Source organism: Bradyrhizobium sp. USDA 4474 (genome assembly GCF_054057515.1).
The window spans coordinates 2,568,129-2,586,192 of the sequence record NZ_JBSRZJ010000002.1 but is presented as its reverse complement, the minus strand read 5'-3'; the positions used below and the strand labels follow the sequence as shown (position 1 = coordinate 2,586,192).

General features: G+C 64.6%; 12 protein-coding genes. 4 read left to right on the top strand and 8 right to left on the bottom strand.

Annotation, left to right across the window (positions count from 1 at the left end; all coding sequences use genetic code 11):
- Nucleotides 1-148 precede the first annotated feature (148 nt).
- On the bottom strand, nucleotides 149-4,882 hold the full coding sequence (gene gltB, locus ACVW16_RS14040) for a glutamate synthase large subunit (RefSeq protein ID WP_456738832.1): 4,734 nt from the start codon (nucleotides 4,880-4,882) through the stop codon (nucleotides 149-151).
- 493 nt (nucleotides 4,883-5,375) lie between these two features.
- Here gltB and ACVW16_RS14035 point away from each other — a divergent pair, with 493 nt between their 5' ends.
- Nucleotides 5,376-6,095 (top strand): hypothetical protein, encoded by a 720-nt coding sequence (locus ACVW16_RS14035; protein ID WP_456737184.1) that lies wholly within the window; start codon nucleotides 5,376-5,378, stop codon nucleotides 6,093-6,095.
- Nucleotides 6,096-6,418: 323 nt separating this feature from the next.
- Here the strand turns inward: ACVW16_RS14035 and ACVW16_RS14030 are convergent, their stop codons facing one another.
- On the bottom strand, nucleotides 6,419-6,889 hold the full coding sequence (locus ACVW16_RS14030) for an Hsp20 family protein (RefSeq protein WP_177243510.1): 471 nt from the start codon (nucleotides 6,887-6,889) through the stop codon (nucleotides 6,419-6,421).
- A gap of 232 nt (nucleotides 6,890-7,121) precedes the next feature.
- On the opposite strand from ACVW16_RS14030, the gene ACVW16_RS14025 reads away from it, so the two are divergent.
- A complete protein-coding gene (locus tag ACVW16_RS14025; RefSeq protein WP_456737185.1) occupies nucleotides 7,122-8,069 on the top strand; it encodes an alpha/beta fold hydrolase in 948 nt (315 codons plus the stop codon).
- 78 nt (nucleotides 8,070-8,147) lie between these two features.
- On the opposite strand, the gene ACVW16_RS14020 is transcribed toward ACVW16_RS14025, so the two are convergent.
- Both ACVW16_RS14020 and ACVW16_RS14015 read right to left on the bottom strand, forming a co-directional pair.
- On the bottom strand, nucleotides 8,148-10,952 hold the full coding sequence (locus ACVW16_RS14020) for a di-heme-cytochrome C peroxidase (RefSeq protein ID WP_456737186.1): 2,805 nt from the start codon (nucleotides 10,950-10,952) through the stop codon (nucleotides 8,148-8,150).
- Nucleotides 10,953-11,126: 174 nt separating this feature from the next.
- The gene (locus ACVW16_RS14015) at nucleotides 11,127-12,923 is read right to left on the bottom strand and encodes an adenylate/guanylate cyclase domain-containing protein (protein WP_456737187.1); all 1,797 of its coding nucleotides are present in this window, start codon (nucleotides 12,921-12,923) and stop codon (nucleotides 11,127-11,129) included.
- A 219-nt stretch (nucleotides 12,924-13,142) separates the two neighbouring features.
- On the opposite strand from ACVW16_RS14015, the gene ACVW16_RS14010 reads away from it, so the two are divergent.
- Entirely contained in the window at nucleotides 13,143-13,775 is a 633-nt protein-coding gene (locus ACVW16_RS14010; RefSeq protein ID WP_456699778.1) for a LysE family translocator, read from the top strand.
- Nucleotides 13,776-13,780: 5 nt separating this feature from the next.
- Here ACVW16_RS14010 and ACVW16_RS14005 read toward each other — a convergent pair whose 3' ends face one another.
- Nucleotides 13,781-14,533, bottom strand: a complete 753-nt coding sequence (locus ACVW16_RS14005; protein ID WP_456737188.1) for a sulfite exporter TauE/SafE family protein — start codon at nucleotides 14,531-14,533, stop codon at nucleotides 13,781-13,783.
- Between the two features lie 89 nt (nucleotides 14,534-14,622).
- On the opposite strand from ACVW16_RS14005, the gene ACVW16_RS14000 reads away from it, so the two are divergent.
- A complete protein-coding gene (locus ACVW16_RS14000) occupies nucleotides 14,623-15,513 on the top strand; it encodes a LysR substrate-binding domain-containing protein (protein ID WP_456699776.1) in 891 nt (296 codons plus the stop codon).
- Between the two features lie 102 nt (nucleotides 15,514-15,615).
- Here the strand turns inward: ACVW16_RS14000 and hisN are convergent, their stop codons facing one another.
- The 3 genes from hisN to ACVW16_RS13985 form a co-directional block, all read right to left on the bottom strand.
- Complete coding sequence (hisN, locus tag ACVW16_RS13995; protein WP_456699775.1) at nucleotides 15,616-16,398, bottom strand: histidinol-phosphatase; 783 nt, start codon at nucleotides 16,396-16,398, stop codon at nucleotides 15,616-15,618.
- A 235-nt stretch (nucleotides 16,399-16,633) separates the two neighbouring features.
- Entirely contained in the window at nucleotides 16,634-16,816 is a 183-nt protein-coding gene (locus tag ACVW16_RS13990) for a hypothetical protein (protein WP_456737189.1), read from the bottom strand.
- Nucleotides 16,817-16,933: 117 nt separating this feature from the next.
- Nucleotides 16,934-17,824 (bottom strand): N-formylglutamate amidohydrolase, encoded by an 891-nt coding sequence (locus ACVW16_RS13985; protein WP_456699773.1) that lies wholly within the window; start codon nucleotides 17,822-17,824, stop codon nucleotides 16,934-16,936.
- Between the last annotated feature and the right edge of the window lie 240 nt (nucleotides 17,825-18,064).

Here is an 18,064-nt window from a genome sequence, read left to right as displayed (position 1 = left end):
TAAACCCGAAGTCCCTGCCGGCTAATTCGTCTGTTATTTCCTCAACCGTCATTGCGAGGAGCAAGCGACGAAGCAATCCAACGTGCCCAAGAAGAAATTCTGGATTGCTTCGCTGCGCTCGCAATGACGGGGTGTGATGCCTTGTGCCTTACGCCCCGATCGCAATTTTTGGCTCGGCGTCCGCATTGGCGGCCATCTCGCGCAGTGCGCGCCGGTACTCGACCGGCATCACCTTGCGGAATTTGGGCAGCCATTCCTTCCAATTGGCAAGGATGTCGGCGGCGCGCTTGGAGCCGGTCGCTTTCGCGTGGCGCGAGATCAGGACGTGCAGACGCTCGACGTCGGAGTCGAGCAGATCCTTGAACACGTCGACCCGGCCATGCGCCTCGAGGTCACCGGAGTGATGATAGGTGTCGGCGTTGATCATCTCTTCCGACAGCACCGGCTCGAGCTCGACCATCGCCATGTTGCACAGCTTGTTGAAGTCGCCGGTCTCGTCCAGCACATAGGCAATGCCGCCCGACATGCCGGCCGCGAAATTGCGCCCGGTCTTGCCGAGCACGACCACGATGCCGCCGGTCATGTATTCGCAGCAATGATCGCCCGCGCCTTCGACCACCGCGACCGCGCCCGAGTTGCGCACGGCAAAGCGTTCGCCGGCGACGCCGCGGAAGTAGCACTCGCCCTGAATGGCGCCGTACATCACGGTGTTGCCGACGATGATGCTTTCTTCCGGCACGATGCCGCTGTTGGCCGGCGGCTTGACGATGATCTTGCCGCCCGAGAGGCCCTTGCCGACATAGTCGTTGGCTTCGCCCTCGAGCTCGAAGGTGACGCCGTTGGCGAGCCAGGCGCCGAAGGCCTGGCCGGCCGTGCCCTTGAGGCTGACATGGATGGTGTCTTGCGGCAGGCCGGCATGGCCGTAGATCTTGGCGACCGCGCCCGACAGCATCGCGCCCGCGGAGCGGTTGGTGCTGTTGATCCTGGCCTCGATCTTCACCGGCGCACCGCGGTCGAGCGAAGGCTGCGCCTTCTCGATCAGCGTGCGGTCGAGCACCGCCTCCAGATGATGGTTCTGGCGCTCGGAGTGATAGATCTTCTGGCCCTTCTCTTCCTTCTGCTTGACGAACAGCTTCGAGAAATCGAGGCCCTTGGCCTTCCAGTGCGCCACAAGCTTGGTCTGGTCGAGCAGCTGAACCTGGCCGACCATCTCGTTGAAGGTGCGGAAGCCGAGCGAGGCCATGATCTCGCGGACTTCCTCGGCGACGAAGAAGAAGTAGTTGATCACGTGCTCGGGCTGGCCGGTGAAGCGCTTGCGCAGGACGGGGTCCTGGGTCGCGACGCCGACCGGGCAGGTGTTGAGATGGCACTTGCGCATCATGATGCAGCCGGCCGCAATCAAGGGCGCGGTGGCGAAGCCGAACTCGTCGGCGCCCAGCAACGCACCGATCACGACGTCGCGGCCGGTGCGGAAGCCGCCGTCGACCTGGACCACGATGCGGCTGCGCAGCCGCTCGCGCACCAGCGTCTGGTGGGTTTCGGCAAGGCCGATCTCCCACGGCGAGCCTGCGTGCTTGATCGAGGTCAGCGGCGACGCGCCGGTGCCGCCCTCGAAGCCCGCGATGGTGACATGATCGGCGCGCGCCTTGGCGACGCCCGCAGCCACGGTGCCGACGCCGATCTCGGAGACGAGCTTGACCGAGACGTCGCCCGCCGGGTTGACGTTCTTGAGGTCGTAGATCAGCTGCGCGAGATCCTCGATCGAGTAGATGTCGTGGTGCGGCGGCGGCGAGATCAGGCCGACGCCCGGCGTCGAGTGCCGGACCTTGGCGATGGTCGCGTCGACCTTGTGGCCGGGCAGCTGGCCGCCTTCGCCGGGCTTGGCGCCTTGCGCCATCTTGATCTGCATCATGTCGGAGTTGACGAGATACTCCGTGGTGACGCCGAAGCGGCCCGAGGCGACCTGCTTGATTGCCGAGCGCATGCTGTCGCCGTTCGGCATCGGCTTGAAGCGGTCGGCTTCCTCGCCGCCTTCGCCGGTGTTCGACTTGCCGCCGATCCGGTTCATGGCGATCGCGAGCGTCGTATGTGCCTCGCGTGAAATCGAGCCGAAGCTCATCGCGCCCGTGGCGAAACGCTTGACGATGTCCTTGGCCGGCTCGACCTGCTCGAGCGGGATGGGCTTGCGCTTCTCTTCATCCGCGCTCTTGATCCGGAACAGGCCGCGCAGCGTCAAGAGACGCTCCGACTGCTCGTTGAGGATCTTGGCGAAGGCGCGGTAGCGCTCCAGCGAGTTGCCGCGCGCGGCGTGCTGCAGCAGGCCGACTGATTCCGCAGTCCAGGCATGGTCCTCGCCGCGGCTGCGATAGGCATATTCGCCGCCGACGTCGAGCGCGGTCTTGTAGACCAGCGCCTCGCCGAACGCGTCGGCATGCCGGCGCACGGCTTCTTCCGCGATCTCGGCAAGGCCCACGCCCTCGACGCGGGTATGCGTGCCGGCGAAGAACTTCGCGACGAAATCAGCCTTGAGGCCGACCGCGTCGAAGATCTGCGCGCCGCAATACGACTGGTAGGTCGAGATGCCCATCTTGGACATCACCTTCAGGAGACCCTTGCCGATCGACTTGATGTAGCGCTTGACGATCTCGTAATCGTCGAGCGAGCCGGGCAGGCGGTCCTTCATCGCGATGATGGTTTCGAACGCGAGGTACGGATTGATCGCTTCGGCGCCGTAGCCGGCCAGGCAGGCGAAATGATGAACTTCGCGCGGCTCGCCGGATTCGACGACGAGACCGACCGAGGTGCGCAGGCCCGTGCGGATCAGGTGATGATGCACGGAGGCGCAGGCCAGCAGCGACGGGATCGCAACCCGGTCGGTGCCCACCATGCGGTCGGACAGGATGATGATGTTGACGCCCTCGCGCACCGCGCTTTCCGCACGCGCGCAGAGCTCGTCCAGCACCTGGTCCATGCCGGCCGCCCCGAGACCGGCGTGGAAGGTGGTGTCGAGCGTGCGCGACTTGAAGTGGGAGTCAGCCACGTCGGAGATCGAGCGAATCTTTTCGAGGTCCGCATCGGTCAGGATCGGCTGGCGCGCTTCAAGGCGCTTGGTGGTGGCAAGGCCCTTCAGGTCGAACAGGTTCGGCCGCGGTCCGATGATGGAGACCAGGCTCATCACCAGCTCCTCGCGGATCGGGTCGATCGGCGGGTTGGTGACCTGCGCGAAGTTCTGCTTGAAGTAGGTGAACAGCGGCTTGGCCTTGGCCGACAGCGCCGAGATCGGCGTGTCGTTGCCCATCGAGCCGGCAGCCTCTTCACCGGTGGCCGCCATCGGCGTCATCAGGATCGCGATGTCTTCCTGGCTGTAGCCGAACGCCTGCTGGCGATCGAGCAGCGACAGGTTCGAGCGCACGCCCGTGGTCGGAACCTGCGGCAGATCTTCCAGCACGATCTGGGTTCGCTCCAGCCACTCCTTGTAGGGATGGCTCCTGGCGAGATCGGCCTTGATCTCGTCGTCAGGGATCAGGCGGCCCTGTTCGAGGTCGACCAGCAGCATCTTGCCGGGCTGCAAGCGCCACTTGGTGATGATCTGCTCCTCGGGGATCGTCAGTACGCCCATTTCGGACGCCATCACGATGCGATCGTCCCTGGTCACCAGATAACGCGCCGGCCGCAACCCGTTGCGGTCCAGCGTGGCGCCGATCTGGCGGCCATCGGTGAATGCGATCGCGGCGGGGCCGTCCCAGGGCTCCATCAGGGCGGCATGATATTCGTAGAAGGCGCGGCGCTTCTCATCCATCAGGGGATTGCCGGCCCACGCCTCCGGGATCATCATCATGACGGCGTGCGGCAGCGAGTAGCCGCCCTGCACCAGGAATTCGAGCGCGTTGTCGAAGCAGGCGGTGTCCGACTGGCCTTCGTACGAGATCGGCCAGAGCCGGCTGATGTCCTTGCCGTAAAGCTCCGAGCTCACGGAAGCCTGGCGCGCCGCCATCCAGTTGGTGTTGCCGCGCAGCGTGTTGATCTCGCCGTTATGCGCGATCATGCGGTAGGGATGCGCCAGCGACCACGCCGGGAAGGTGTTGGTCGAGAAGCGCTGGTGCACGAGCGCGAGCGCGCTCTCGAAATCCTGCTCGTGCAGATCGGGATAGTACTTGCCGAGCTGGTCGGCGAGGAACATGCCCTTGTAGATCACGGTACGGCAGGACATCGAGCAGGGGTAATAGCCGGCCAGGCCGCGGTCGCGGCGCTGGTAGATCGCCTGCGAAATCGACTTGCGCAGGATGTAGAGCCGGCGCTCGAACTCATCCTCGGTCTTGGCGGTGCCGTTGCGTCCGATGAACACCTGCATGCAGGCGGGCTCGGTCGGCTTCACGGTGACGCCGAGCGAGGAATTGTCGGTCGGCACATCGCGCCAGCCGAGCAGGGTCAGGCCCTCTTCCTTGATCTGGTCGGCGATGATGCTCTTGATGACGTTGCGCCAGGCGGTGTCGCGCGGCATGAACAGCGCGCCGATGGCATATTCGCCCGGCGCCGGCAGCTCGAACTTGTTCTCCTTGGCCTTGCGGCTGAAGAAGGCGTGCGGGATCTGCACCAGGATGCCGGCGCCGTCACCGGCGCGCGGATCGGCGCCGACAGCGCCGCGATGCTCGAGGTTGCAGAGGATGCTGAGCGCGTCCGAGACGATCGCGTGCGACTTCTGGCCCTTGATGTTGGCGATGAAGCCGACGCCGCAGGAATCCTTCTCCAGGCTCGGATCGTAGAGACCCTCGGCTTCGGGCCGTGAATTGTGCTCCTGAATCGGATCGGTCGTTTTCGAGGCGACCGTCGCCGACAGCTCTTCTGCCACGATGTTTCCGCGCTCGAATTGCGACCCGTTCATTGTTCCAATCCTCTCCGTGCGGCAAGCTGTCTCACCGCCATCTTCGGCGCACCTTGGGCGTTCCGCGGCACCCGCCTCTGGGTCACCGCTCGTCCGCTGGCGAGCCGCATTTTCTTAAATTCAGGCCAAGGCGTTCTTCGTCCCCGAGAACGGCTTTTCCTGCTGCCTTATGGTGCTCGAAAGCACCGACTTTCGTTGCAATCCCTATGCCGGAACCGCAAGCAAAATTGAGACAGTCTTCCTGTCCTAACCATCACCTTGCCAAATTTTTGTCTATCACACAAGCGTGCGAAAGTCCCGATTCCTCACAAGTCAATCGATCGCTTTCCGAAAGTTGCGCGGCCCCGGTTTTGAAGCAAACGCGCCCTGATCCGGCCCAAGCGGCGCCGGAATCCCCCCTGATGCTTCGGATCAGCCCTTCGACAGGTGCGCCACGCCCGCAAGAAGCGAAAGAGTGCGACCATCCGGGGGGCCTGACAGGAGCGTGTCGACCATGAAGTTTTTCACAGGATGTGTGGCTGCTGCCACGCTGGCGCTGGCTGCACCTGCTGCCCAGGCACAGGTTCCAGCGAGCGGACTTTCGGGCGGAGCCTATGTTGCCGTGTCCGATTTCGACGGACCTTACGCGCCGGACGCTCTGCGGCCGCCCCGTTACGGCTATGAGGAGCGCGGCCCCGCGCCGGCGCTGCTGCCGGCGACCGAGGTCTATGCCGTGCTGCGCGACAATGGCTTTTCCCCGCTCGGCATCCCGCACCTGCGCGGCGCTGTCTACACCATCGCGGTCATCGACCGCCGTGGCGACGACGGCCGGCTGGTCATCGACGCCCGCGACGGCCGGATCATCCGCTTCATGCCGGCCGCTGATGCCTATGGCATGGCGCCCGCCTATGGCGAGCCGCAGGTCACGCCTTACCGGCCGCAAAGCGCGCTGCCGGCGCCGACCATGGTCCGCGGCGGCCCGCCGCGCCCGCCGGCCCCGATCCCGCATGTCGCCAGCCGTACCGTTCCGCTCCCGAAGGCGGGTCCGCAGCGTGCCGAGACACCGGTGGCGGCCGCGAAGCCCGCGGAGCAGCCGGCGCAGCAGACCGCAGCCATGCAGCCAAAGGCCGCCGAGGCCGCGCCGCAGGCCGCCGCTCCAACCGTCGTCCAGGCCAAGCCGGCCCCCGCCATTTTGCCGACACAGGAGATGCCCGCAGTGCAAGGGCTGGACTGATGACGCGCGGTTTAACGCGATAGCGCCAGCCACACTCACGCTGTCGTCCCTGCGAACGCAGGGATCCATTTGGCGTGATCTGTCGGTGGGGATGAGGTGCGAGTACCGGACCTCCGATCTTCGCCAAACTGCTCCCTGTGGTGCGGGGACGACAACCGCGATCGCGGAGACAGTCGGACAAAACAAAAGGCGCCTGAGATCTACAGGCGCCTTCTGCAATCAGCTCTCGTGCGGACGCTGCATCGGCCCTCTCCGCTCTGTGATGCGATGCAAAAAACGCCCCGGGGGCACCGGGGCGCTTTCGCAACCTGGTTCGTCGGGGCTTAGGCGGCCGCTTGCTCGGCCTTGCTCTCGATCACCTGCGCCTTGGCAGCGCCCGTGTTGATCGCGATCTGGCGCGGCTTCTTGGCTTCGGGAATCTCGCGCACGAGGTCGACGTGGAGCAGGCCGTTCTCGAGCGAGGCATCCTTCACCTGCACGAAGTCGGCAAGCTGGAAGGCACGCTCGAAAGCACGCGCGGCGATGCCGCGATAGAGCACTTCGGCTTTCGAGTTCTCATTGGCGACTTTCTCGCCCTTGATCGTCAGCGTGTTTTCCTTCGCGACGATGGAGAGCTCATCCTTGGCAAAGCCGGAGACCGCAACAGTGATGCGGTAGGCGTTCTCGCCGGTGCGCTCGATGTTGTAGGGGGGATAACCGGGGCTGCCGTCCGAGCTCGTCTGGTCGAGCAGGTTGAACAGACGGTCGAAGCCGACGGTGGAACGATAGAACGGGGTGAGATCGTAGGTACGCATGGTCAAGTCCTCCATTGAGCGACTGTTGGTTAACCCGCCCGCCAATCGGGCCGGGCTTTAGTCTGTGTGCAGCCTGATGTTCCGGTTCCGAAACACTGGTAGCGGCCTGCACGAAGATGATATGGGTGGGTCCAGACGGCGTTCAAGAGGGCGGCATCAGCCCCTTTTCGGCGCTCCCGCCCCTTGATTTGCAGCACTTGTTCACAGCACTTGGTGCCAAGCCCTTCCGATCATGACGCTGGTCTCGATTCCGTCCAACCCCGTTCCCGAAGACGTCGTCAGCGGCACCATCAAGACGCCTGACGGCGTCGAGCTGCGGTTCGCCCGCTGGGCGCCGCCGGCGAACCGCAAGGGCACGGTCTGCGTTTTCACCGGGCGCAGCGAGCAGATCGAGAAATATTTCGAGACCGTGCGCGACCTGCGCGACCGCGGTTTTGCCGTGGCGATCGTCGATTGGCGCGGGCAGGGCCATTCGGCGCGCCGCCTGCGCGATCCGCGCAAGGGCTATGTGCGTAATTTCGCCGACTATGAGATCGACGTCGAAGCCTTCGTGCAGCAGGTGGTGCTGCCGGATTGTCCGCCGCCGTACTTCGCGTTGGCCCATTCCATGGGCGGCGCAGTGCTGTTGCGCCTTGCCCATGCCGGCAAGCGTTGGTTCGACCGCATGGTGCTGTCGGCGCCGATGATCGATCTGCCCGGCCGCTCCACCTCGTTGCCGGTGCGGCTGATGTTGAAGACGATGCGGATGATGGGGCGCGGCGGCGCCTACGTCCCCGGCGGCAGCGAACGACTGACCGGACTGTCACCCTTCATCAACAATCCCCTGACCAGCGATCCCGTGCGCTATGCACGCAACGCCGCGATCCTGGAGGAGGACCCGACGCTGGGTCTCGCGTCGCCGACGGTCGCCTGGGCCGATACCGCCTTCCGCGCCATGCACACCTTCAAGGGCATGAACTACCCCTCCGAGATCCGCCAGCCGATCCTGATGCTGGCGGCGTCCAACGATGCCGTGGTCTCGACCGCGGCCATCGAGGAGTTCGCCTATCATTTGCGCGCCGGCTCGCATCTGGTGATCGCCGGCTCCAAGCACGAGATCCTCCAGGAGCAGGACCGCTACCGCTCCCAGTTCTGGGCGGCGTTCGATGCGTTCGTGCCGGGCACGCCGCTGTTCAAGTGAGCGGCGGGCTGGCCCCATCCTCCTCATTGCGAGGAGCCCTCCGGATTGCTTCGCTTCGCTCGCAGTGACGGTGTGCCCTCACAGCGTCTTCAGATACTCGATCAAATCGTAGCGCTCCTGCTCCTTGAGCTCGCGGCCGACGACGCCGTCCTTGTGTGCCGTCCCGTTGCCCTCGAACGAGTGCCCGGCATTGCTGTTGCCGTACATCTCCGTGCCGTCAGAGGCTCGCGTCGAGAAACGCGACTGCCCCGTCTTGCAACTCTCGTCGTCGGTGACTGCGAAGCCGACCTGCTTCGGATCGTAGTCGCGATCGCCGCCCATGCAGAACGATTTGGGGCGCTCCGCGGCGGGGCTCAACATCCAGTAGAGCGAGGGCACCGATCCGTTGTGCAGGTACGGCGCGGTGGCCCAGACGCCGTTGAGCGGGCGCGCGCGATACCAGGGTCCCTTCTCCGGCTTGTCCGGCGGCTGCGGTCCGGGATTGGGGCAGTTCTGGCGCTTGCCCCACCAATCATCCTGCTCCTCCCGACTGATCTTGGCGTCCTTCATCGCCTTGCGGCTGACGATGTCGACGAGCACCATCAGGCCGAGCGAATAGGGCATGTCCGTCGAAGACACCTCTGGCAGGTTGCATTTCCACCACGTGTTGAGATTCTGCGAGGGATCGAGCTTGAGAAAGCCCGGCACCTGAACCGTGCGCGTCGCCAGCACGCTGGCCTGCGCAGGATCGGTCCCCATGCCTCTGACGCCTTTCTGGACCTCGTTGAGGAATGTGTCCTTGCCGATGGTCTCCCATCGTGAGGCCCAGACGCTCTGCTCCGGAAATTCGGCGTCGAACACGGAATCGTTGACCGGACCGAGATGGCATTCGGCGCAGATCTCCGCATAGAGTTTTCGGCCGCGTTTGACGCGCTCCTCATCGATCTTCCAGGCGGCATCGCCGATGATGTCGGAGGGCCATTTCGGTGAGGTCAATCCGGAGAGCTGTTTTTTCGGATACGGCGCCGATCCCTTCAGCAGATCCTCGATCCAGTTCAGATTCCTGATGTCCATCGAGGAGCGGAACAGAGTGTCCCTGGGCGTCGAGTCGGACAGATTGAGCAGCGCGGTCACGCCCAGCGCCTCGCCGGCATTGCGGATCAGCGGTTGTTCGATCGAGGCGTCATATTGCGCGAATTTGAGCCAGGGCACGGTCCAGATCGGCGGGAAACTGACCGGCGCGTCCTTGGCATGCAGATTCTTCTCGAAGCCGCTGAGCCCGCTGAGCGTCATGTCCTGGGCGAAGACCTGGTTGCCGATGCGGTTGAGCGCGTCGAGGCGGCCGTATCCTTCCTCGGTGTCCTGCTGCTGCTCCTCCCGTTTCGTCTTCTCGTTGAGCCTCGTCTTGCCTGCGATGGTCTTGTCGTAGGTGGTTTCCCAGTCTTTCAGGAATGTGCCGATCGCACTCAGCTTCTGCTTCAGCGCATCGCGGTCCGCGTCGCCGGCGGAGGCGCCGAGCACGCGGTCGGCGAAGCGGGTGAAGCGACCGGGCACGAGCAGCGTGTAGGCGATCGACAGGCCGGTCGTGATCTCGAGCTTCCTGAGGTCGGTCATCGCCGGGCCGCCGTCGAAGCGGATGTCGATGCCCTTGTAGTGGATCTGGCCGGTGTGGCAGGCGGCGCAAGTCAGGCCGATCCGGTCTTCGCCGTCCTTGCCGGTCGCGGGATCGGCCACGCCGGTCATCCGCGCAAAGCCGACGGGCAGGCCATCGACGTTTTCAACCTGGGCGCCCCAATTGACCGGCGGATCCCACAGCCGCGCCGGCACCGGCTTGGTCTTGTCGTAGACATTGGCATAGCCGAATTGGCGCAACGTGGCGTCGTCGGTGTTGATCGTCTGCGGGCTCGGGATGAAGCCGAAGCGCTGCAGATGGTCGCTGTCATGCAGCATCCCGGGCTTTGCGAAGAAGTGAAGCCGCGGCTGCTCCAGCGCCATGAACCAGCGATAGGGCACCGGGAAGGTCGCGGTGCCCTGGCTGGCGTGATGAAACCAGTGCCGGTCCTCCAGCGCCCAGTTCTGCTCGAGCCAGTACGCCGCGCGGGGTTCGACGAGCCTCGGCAGCGGCGGGGCGACGAACTGGCCGATGACATGGGGCAGCAGCGGCTGGAATTGATCGGGAAAGCGCAACGTCACGATGCCAAAAACAAGAAGCGCTGCGACCAGTCCACCGCCCGCGCGCAAGATCAGCGAGGGCGGGGTGACCGGCTGGCTGACGACCCGCTGGGTGATCCTGTCGGGAAATTTGCGCTCGTTGAACAATGTCCTCACCTCGGCCACGCTGAGATAGCGATCGTCTCCCTGACCCTTGCCCATGATCTTGAGCAGGATCGGCCATTCGAACTTCATCAGCATCGGGTAGTACCAGCGCGCCTGGTTGCCGGCGCGCTTGAGATTGTCCTTCATGAACATCTCGATCTGCGAGGCGTTGAGCCCGACCTCGGCGCCGCCATCGGGATCGGCACAGGTGGCGCCGAAACCGGCGAGCCGCGCGATCTCGTCTTCGTTGACGCGCCCGTCGATGCCGAGGATGCGTGAGCCGGCGCCGAGCTTGTCGAGCGGGCCGCCGCGCAAGCGGTTGAGCTGCGCTCCCCAGAAGATACTCTGCAGGATGTGACAGGCGCCGTTGGCGATCAGCGCAACGCCACGGACCTGGATGCGCGCCAGCGTCTTCTTCGCGCCAGTCTCGCCGCTCGCATTTGCGATGGTCTGCGACAGCGTCCGAAGTGGCACCGTTCCACCCTCGACGAAGCCTTCGCCGACGAGGCCGCGCAGGAACGGGCAGGGATTGCTCGGCGAGACCTGGGTCGAGGGATCGACGGGCGGCTTCGAGACGGAATCGTTCATGACCCAAAATCCTGAAAACAGCGAATCGTGAAATACGGACGCGCCGATAAGCGCGGAAAGTTCTAACAAACCGACAGTAATTCATACTACTTCAGCGTGTGAAGGAGTGTGGCGGAATTCACCGTTGTGTCAATAAAGCCAGTGGTGAGATGCGGCGCACGCGCCAGCTCATCCTCAGGATTCGGCAGCGCGCCTGAGGTCGCCCTGGACCAGCGTGAGCTTGCTGGCGGGCACACCCGCCTTCAGGAGACCCTCGCGGTAATGCGCGATGTCCTCGGGCCGCTTCCAGTGAAAATTCCGCAAATGGCGATCGACATTGAGGGTCGGGTAATTGCTCATCAGCACGCTGGCCGCCTCGGCCGCCTCGTCGGTCCGGCCCAATTGCGCCAGCGCTGCGGCGCGGATCGCCAGGGCCTGCATGTGGTTCGGGTTGATGTAGAGCTGCTCGCGGGCCCAGGACAAGGTCGCGTCGTATTGGCGGACGAGGTAGTGGCTGAAGGCGTTCAGCGCGGCCCATTGATAACGTGGATCGCTGTTGTCGCGCTGGGCGGCCATCGAAAACAGTTCGATCGCCTGACGGTGCTGGCCGATGACGAAATGGCAGATGCCGAGCACGCCGCGCGCGCCCACGTCGTAGGGGTTGAGGGCCACGGCGCGCTTGGCGGCATCCATCGCCGCCTCGTCATGGCCTTCCATCGCGTGCGCCCAGGACAGGATCGAGAACGCAAAGGACGAGCGCGGATCGAGCCGGACGCTGGTTTCGGCAAGCCGCATCGCCTCGCTCCACATCTCGCGGGTGCCCTTGACCCAGCCGAACTGGATGCTCTGGATCTGGATCGTGGCGAGATAGGCGTGTGCAATCGACAGTTTGGGATCGAGCGCGATCGCCTCCCTGAACAGCTCAACGGCTGCGCCCAGATCTTCCTTGGTCTGCCGGTAATAATGCGACAGGCCCTTCAAGAAGCGGTCCCAGGCAGTGACGTCGTTGGTCGGGCGCGCGGGCGCGGAGGCCTCGGCCCGGACGATCTCGGTGGCGATGGCCGCGGACAGATTGGTCGTGATCTCGTCCTGCATGGCGAAGAAGTCGCCGATGTCGCGGTCATAGCGGCCGGTCCAGAGCTGCTCGCCGGTTTCGGGCGCGATCAGCTCGGCTGTGACGCGGATCTTGGCGCCGGCGCGCCGCACCGAGCCCTGGATCAGATAGGTGGCGTCGATCTCGCGCGCGATCACGCGGGTGCTCGCATTCTTGCCCTTGAAGGCGAAGGTCGAGTTGCGGCTCAGCACGCGGTAGAACGACTGCAGCGACAGCGCGTGGATCAGATCCTCGGTCAGGCCGTCGGAGAAATATTCGTCCTGGGCGTCGCTGAGGTTGGCGAAGGGCAGCACGCCGACGATCGCGGTGCGGGAGGCCTGCGAGAGCGCCGATCCTTCCCTGAACTCGGACGCAAGTGCCGGCGCGCCGTCGGGCGTCCAGGTCCAGACCCCGATCGGATCCTTGATGTTCTTGAAGCGGTGGTTGCCGCCATCGACCAGCGCCACGCTCAGATGCTTGCTGGCCTCGCGGTAAGCCTTGGCCGAGATGGCGAAACCCCCGGGGCTCGCCACCGATTCCAGGCGGACGGCGATGTTGACGTCGTCACCGAACACCTCGTCCTCGTCGGCGATGACGTCGCCCATATGGATGCCGAGCCGGAACTGCATGGCGCGGTCGGCGGGCAGATTGAGATTGCGCTCCGCCATCAGCACCTGCATCGCGATCGCCGCCTCCGTGGCGCCGACGATGGAGGGAAACTCCAGCAGGAAGCCGTCGCCGGTGTTTTTGACGACACGGCCGCCGTGATTGAGGATGATGGGGTGGATCGCGCTGCGGTGGGCCTTGAAGGCGGCATGGGTGCCGGCCTCGTCAGCACCCATCATCCGGGAATAACCGGCGACATCGGCGCAGACGATGGCAGCCAGACGTCTTTCCATATCCTCGGAGCTCCAGGGGAGCGGGCGCCGCCGGTACGGCGGCCTCCGCGAATCCCGCATTTCAAGAACAGGAGTCTTTATAGAGCAGATGAAGCCGAGCGAAAGTATGAACCGCATTGCAAATTCAAGACAAATCCTAGGCGTTTGCGGCGGTGGACGACGGGGTGCGAACCGACTAAGGGCAAGTTCTCGAGGCGAGACAGTCGCGGGGTACGTCACATGCTGGGCATTCACGAAATCTGGCTCTTCGTCCTCTCGGGCGTGCTGCTCAACATCACACCGGGGCCGGATACCGTCTATGTGATCGGCCGCAGCATGCAGATGGGCTGGCGCGGCGGGGCGGCGGCCGCCTTCGGAATCAGCTGTGGCTGCTTTTTCCACGTCGCCGGCGCCGCAATCGGTCTTTCGGCGCTTTTGATGGCCTCTTCCACCGCATTCTCGCTCCTGAAGCTGGTCGGTGCCGCCTATCTGGTCCTGACCGGGCTGCAGATGCTGTGGTCGCGGCCGGCGCTGCTTGCAGTGAAGAACGAGGCCGAGCGAAGCTCGCTGCGGCGGGTGTTCCTCCAGGGCGTCTTCACCAACGCGCTCAATCCCAAGGTCGCGCTGTTCTTCCTGGCCTTCCTGCCACAATTCGTCGCAGCCGACGCGCCGCACAAGCCGCTGGCGTTCCTGACGCTCGGCCTGATCTTCATCTGCACGGGGACGCTGTGGTGCCTTGTGCTGGCAGCGTTCGCGGCCAGGGCCGCCAACCGGCTGCGGCAGTCCGAAGGCGTGATCGCCTGGGTCAACCGGGCGCTCGGCGGCCTCTTCATCTATCTCGGCATCCGCGTCGCCATGCTGGAGGCGCGCTAGCGCGCTCAGGCGACCTGCTTCAGCAGCGCGCTGCCGGCGAGATAAATGCCGAGCAAGACCATGGCGACCAGGAACCAGCGGCGAAACGCCTCCGCCGGCATCCGTGCCCGTACCGACTGGCCGATATACATGCCGGCAAAGGCCATCGCCATGGCGATGGCACCCGGCACGGCATTGGCCGGGGTCAACAATCCGCCGGCGGTGAGGTTGAAGGCGAGCGCGAGCGTGGCGGTGGTGAAGAACACGCCGAGCGCCTGCACCAGCTCGTCCTTCTCCATCCCGATCGCCTGCATGAACGGCATCGAGGGGATCACCTGCACGCCAGTCGAGGCCGAGATCACGCCGGTGATCACGCCGACCACGCCGCCGACCCATTTCTCGTTGCGCGGCGCGACGTGGAACTTGAATTTGCTGAGGCCGACGATGGCGTAGATCACCAGCAGCAAGCCGAGCACCACGGTGCCGTAGCGGGCATGGGGACCCGTCAGCGCTCCGGCATTCAGCCAGCATCCGAGCACGGTGCCGATCATCAGTGGCCATAGCCGCCTCAGGATGTCGCGCAGATGCGGGCCGACAAACGTCTGCCAGATGTTGGTGACGATGGCGGGCACGATCACGATCGCGATCGCGCGGCTCGGCGCCATGTTCACCGCGAGCAGGCCCATGGACACGGTCGGCAGGCCAAGCCCGACGACGCCCTTGACGAATCCGGCGACCAGGAAGACGGCGGCGACGAGAATGAGAAGCGGGTCGATCATGCCTGCACATTGACCGAAGCCGCGCCCGCGCACAATCTGGAGGTTACGGAGAATGCCTTCGTAAACAACGAAGGCTAGGGAGACCTGCCATGCGTTTCGATCTCGTCGATCTCCAGCTCTTCATCGCGGTCGCCGATCAGCGCAGCATCACCCGCGGTGCGGAACGGTCGCATCTGGCGCTGGCATCGGCCAGCGCGCGGATCAAGGGGCTCGAGGATGCGCTCGGCGTCGCCCTGCTCAAGCGCCTGCGGCGCGGCGTGGAATTGACCGCCGCCGGCGAGAGCCTGCTCGATCATGCCCGGCTCGTGATTCACCAGGTCGACGCCATGCGCGGCGATCTCGCAGGCTTCGCCAGCGGCGTCCGCGCCAGCGTGCACTTCCTCGCCAACACCTCGGGCCTGTCGGAGCATCTGCCGAAGGCACTCGCCGGCTTCCTGCGCGAGCATCGCGACGTCGCCATCGACATCGAGGAGCGTGAGAGCACCGACATCGCGGCGGCGATCACCGCAGGCGCCGCGGATCTCGGCTTCGCCGCCGAGCACGCGCTGCCCGATCATATCGAACGCTTTGTCTTCAGCGAGGACCGCCTGACCCTGGTGACGTCCAGACGCGGTCCATTCGCCGGCCGTCGCCAGATCGACTTCCAGGAGGCGAACGATTGCGAATTCGTCGGCCTCACCAGCGCGACCGCGCTCCAGATGCATATTTCAAAACACGCGGCCCGGCTCGGCATGCGCCCGCATTACCGCGCGCGGCTACGCGATTTCGACGCGATCTGCCAGCTGGTCTCAGCCGATGTCGGCGTCGCGCTGGTGCCGGAATCCGCCGCCCGGCGCTGCGCCAAGCTGATGCCGCTCGCGATGGTGCGCCTGCGCGACACCTGGGCCAACCGGCGGCTCGTGATCTGCGCCCGGAGTTTCAAGGCGCTGCCAAGGCCGGCCAAGATGCTGGTGGAGCATTTGAGGGCGGCGTCGGTGTGAGATATGCCAGGCACGCCGCCGTGGCCGCCGCGGTTGTCGATCAGCACCTTCGGCCCGAGAGCTCCTGCGTGAGACTGATCATGCAGGCTTCCACTCGCGTTGTTATTGATTGAGCAGCTTGAGTGCTTCTTCGTGAACTCTGGCGTCGCCGGCCGCGATGATGCGACCGCCGCCCTGGGCGGGCTTGCCCTCCCAGGTGGTGACGACGCCGCCGGCGCCGGTGACGATCGGGATCAGGGCCGCGATGTCGTAAGGCTTCAGCTCGGTCTCGACCACGAGATCGACATGGCCGGCGGCGAGCATGCAATAGGAATAGCAATCGCCGCCGTAGCGCGACAGCCGCGCACCCCGCTCGATCCGGCCGAAGGTGGCGCGGTCGCGCTCGTTCATCAGCAGGGGAGAGGTGGTGTAGGTCGTCGCCTCCGAGAGCGAGGCGCAGCGGCGGACCTGGAGCCGGCGCTCGCCGGACGGTCCCTTGTAATTGGCCGAGCCGTTGTCGCCGGAGAAGCGCTCGCCGATGAAGGGCTGGTGCATCATGCCGTAGACGGGCATGCCCTTGTGCAGAAGCGCGATCAGCGTGCCCCAGATCGGAAAGCCGCCGATGAAAGACTTGGTGCCGTCGATGGGGTCGAGCACCCAGACATAGTCGGCGTCCTCGCGCTCGTTGCCGAATTCCTCGCCGACGATGCCGTGCTGGGGGAAGCTCGCCTTGATCAGGCGCCGCATCACCGCCTCGGCGGCGCGGTCGGCCTCCGTCACAGGGTCGAAATCCTTGGTCTTGCTCTTGTCGTCGATCGACAGCGAGGTGCGGAAGAACGGCAGGATGGTTTCGCCGGAGGCGGTGGCGAGCCGTCCGATGAAGGCAGAGAAGTCGATCACCGTCACGGCGCATCCTCAAAACGAAAGTCGGGTGAAGCTCTCATCTGCCTAGCTCAATTCGCCCCTCCCGTGCAGCGCTGTCTTGGTTTGCACCCCGGTATTTTGCGCGCGGATACCGGCAGCCCAAATGAGCCGCCTCGCGAGCCATTCGCTGGTCAAATATCGATCACAGTGTTGAGAGCTTAGTTCCGTATATGCCTCGTTCGTCTGCAAATGACAATCAACCCATTGAATTTGCTTATCAAAGAAACTGAATCTGGATTTCGCTAAAAGCAATTGAGCCATGTGTTTTTTGCATGGGAAACCGCTCAAAAACCCTTGCGCTTTGTGCGGCGCGGCCGCATATTGTTGCGGTGCGGTAGCGCTTGGCGTTACCGCTGCCCTCCTTGGGCGTTTCCTCCCTAGACTTGGGCCGCTTCTTCATTAGAAGCGGCCCTTTTTTCTGCGATCTCCGTTTTCAGTTTCACGCGCGTTCGCGTGCGAAACGAAAACGCATTCGCGCTTCTCGCAGAGAGCGCGCTCGTTCGAGAAGGAGGCGCGTCTATTCGGCCGCGGCCTGGAATGGGCCGAGGTCGCCGAACGGGATCGTGGTCGCCAGCACATCGGCGAGCACGCCGAAGTCGCTCGCCACCTGCGCAAAGCGCGGACCGCGTTCGCGGCGACGCTCATCCATATAGATGGCGCGGTTGAGCTCGAGCTGCACCGCATGCAGGCCGCTCGCCGGATTGCCGTAATGCTCGGTGATGAAGCCGCCCGCATAAGGCTTGTTGCGGCCGATCGAATAGCCGAGCCCGGTCATGGTCTCCTCGATCCTGTCGGGCAGCAACGGTACACAGCTCGTGCCGTAGCGGTCGCCGATCACGATGTCGGGCCGGCGCGGCTCGTCCCTGCTGACCCCGACCGACGGCATCGAATGGCAGTCGACCAGCACCACGGTGCCGAACATCTGGTGCACCTTGTTGATCAGCCGGCGCAGCGCGCGATGATAGGGCTTGTACAGCGTCTCGATCCGCGCCAGCGCGTCGTCGACCAGGATGCGGTCGCGATAGATCTCCTGGCCGTCGCCGACCACGCGCGGAATGGTGCCTAATCCGCCCGCGACCCGCATCGACCGGGTATTGGCAAAGCTCGGCAGGCGACCGGTGAACATCCGGGGATCGAGCTCATAGGGCTCTCTGTTGACGTCGACATAGGAGCGGGGAAAGTTGACCCGCACGGTCGGAAAACCGCGCGCGCTGAGATGGCCGATCAGCTCGTCCATGAAGGAATCCTCCGACCGCCGCAACTGCGGCAGGTCGATCCGCGAAGCGTTGAGGAATTCGTCCGGGTAGGTCGAGCCGGAATGGGGCGAGTTGAAGATAACAGGCGCGCGCCACACGGCGGGCTCCACGATGTCGAAGGCTGGCGACATGTCGCCGTCAAATCGTGTCATCTTCTCAGGCTTCGTCCCTTCACGCCGCACGATCCGACATGGACCCAGATCGAATGATTCGGCCGGTCGAGCGGCTCTTATGTGTCCTCATTGTCAGGAATCGCAACCATTCTGCCAAGCGAAAAAGCGTGAGTCCGCTCTGGAACATGTCTTAACCGTGTGGGCAGGGAGGCGGGGACACGCCAGCGGCTCGATTGATTCGCACCCCATTCCGGTTCACAACACCCCTCGCAGCGTGAG

Excerpts from the sequence above, each read along its gene's own strand:
- gltB (WP_456738832.1), bottom strand. The coding sequence starts at position 4,882 with ATGAACGGGTCGCAATTCGAGCGCGGAAACATCGTGGCAGAAGAGCTG.
- ACVW16_RS14035 (WP_456737184.1), top strand. The coding sequence starts at position 5,376 with ATGAAGTTTTTCACAGGATGTGTGGCTGCTGCCACGCTGGCGCTGGCT.
- ACVW16_RS14030 (WP_177243510.1), bottom strand. The coding sequence starts at position 6,889 with ATGCGTACCTACGATCTCACCCCGTTCTATCGTTCCACCGTCGGCTTC.
- ACVW16_RS14025 (WP_456737185.1), top strand. The coding sequence starts at position 7,122 with ATGACGCTGGTCTCGATTCCGTCCAACCCCGTTCCCGAAGACGTCGTC.
- ACVW16_RS14020 (WP_456737186.1), bottom strand. The coding sequence starts at position 10,952 with ATGAACGATTCCGTCTCGAAGCCGCCCGTCGATCCCTCGACCCAGGTC.
- ACVW16_RS14015 (WP_456737187.1), bottom strand. The coding sequence starts at position 12,923 with ATGGAAAGACGTCTGGCTGCCATCGTCTGCGCCGATGTCGCCGGTTAT.
- ACVW16_RS14010 (WP_456699778.1), top strand. The coding sequence starts at position 13,143 with ATGCTGGGCATTCACGAAATCTGGCTCTTCGTCCTCTCGGGCGTGCTG.
- ACVW16_RS14005 (WP_456737188.1), bottom strand. The coding sequence starts at position 14,533 with ATGATCGACCCGCTTCTCATTCTCGTCGCCGCCGTCTTCCTGGTCGCC.
- ACVW16_RS14000 (WP_456699776.1), top strand. The coding sequence starts at position 14,623 with ATGCGTTTCGATCTCGTCGATCTCCAGCTCTTCATCGCGGTCGCCGAT.
- ACVW16_RS13990 (WP_456737189.1), bottom strand. The coding sequence starts at position 16,816 with ATGAAGAAGCGGCCCAAGTCTAGGGAGGAAACGCCCAAGGAGGGCAGC.
- ACVW16_RS13985 (WP_456699773.1), bottom strand. The coding sequence starts at position 17,824 with ATGACACGATTTGACGGCGACATGTCGCCAGCCTTCGACATCGTGGAG.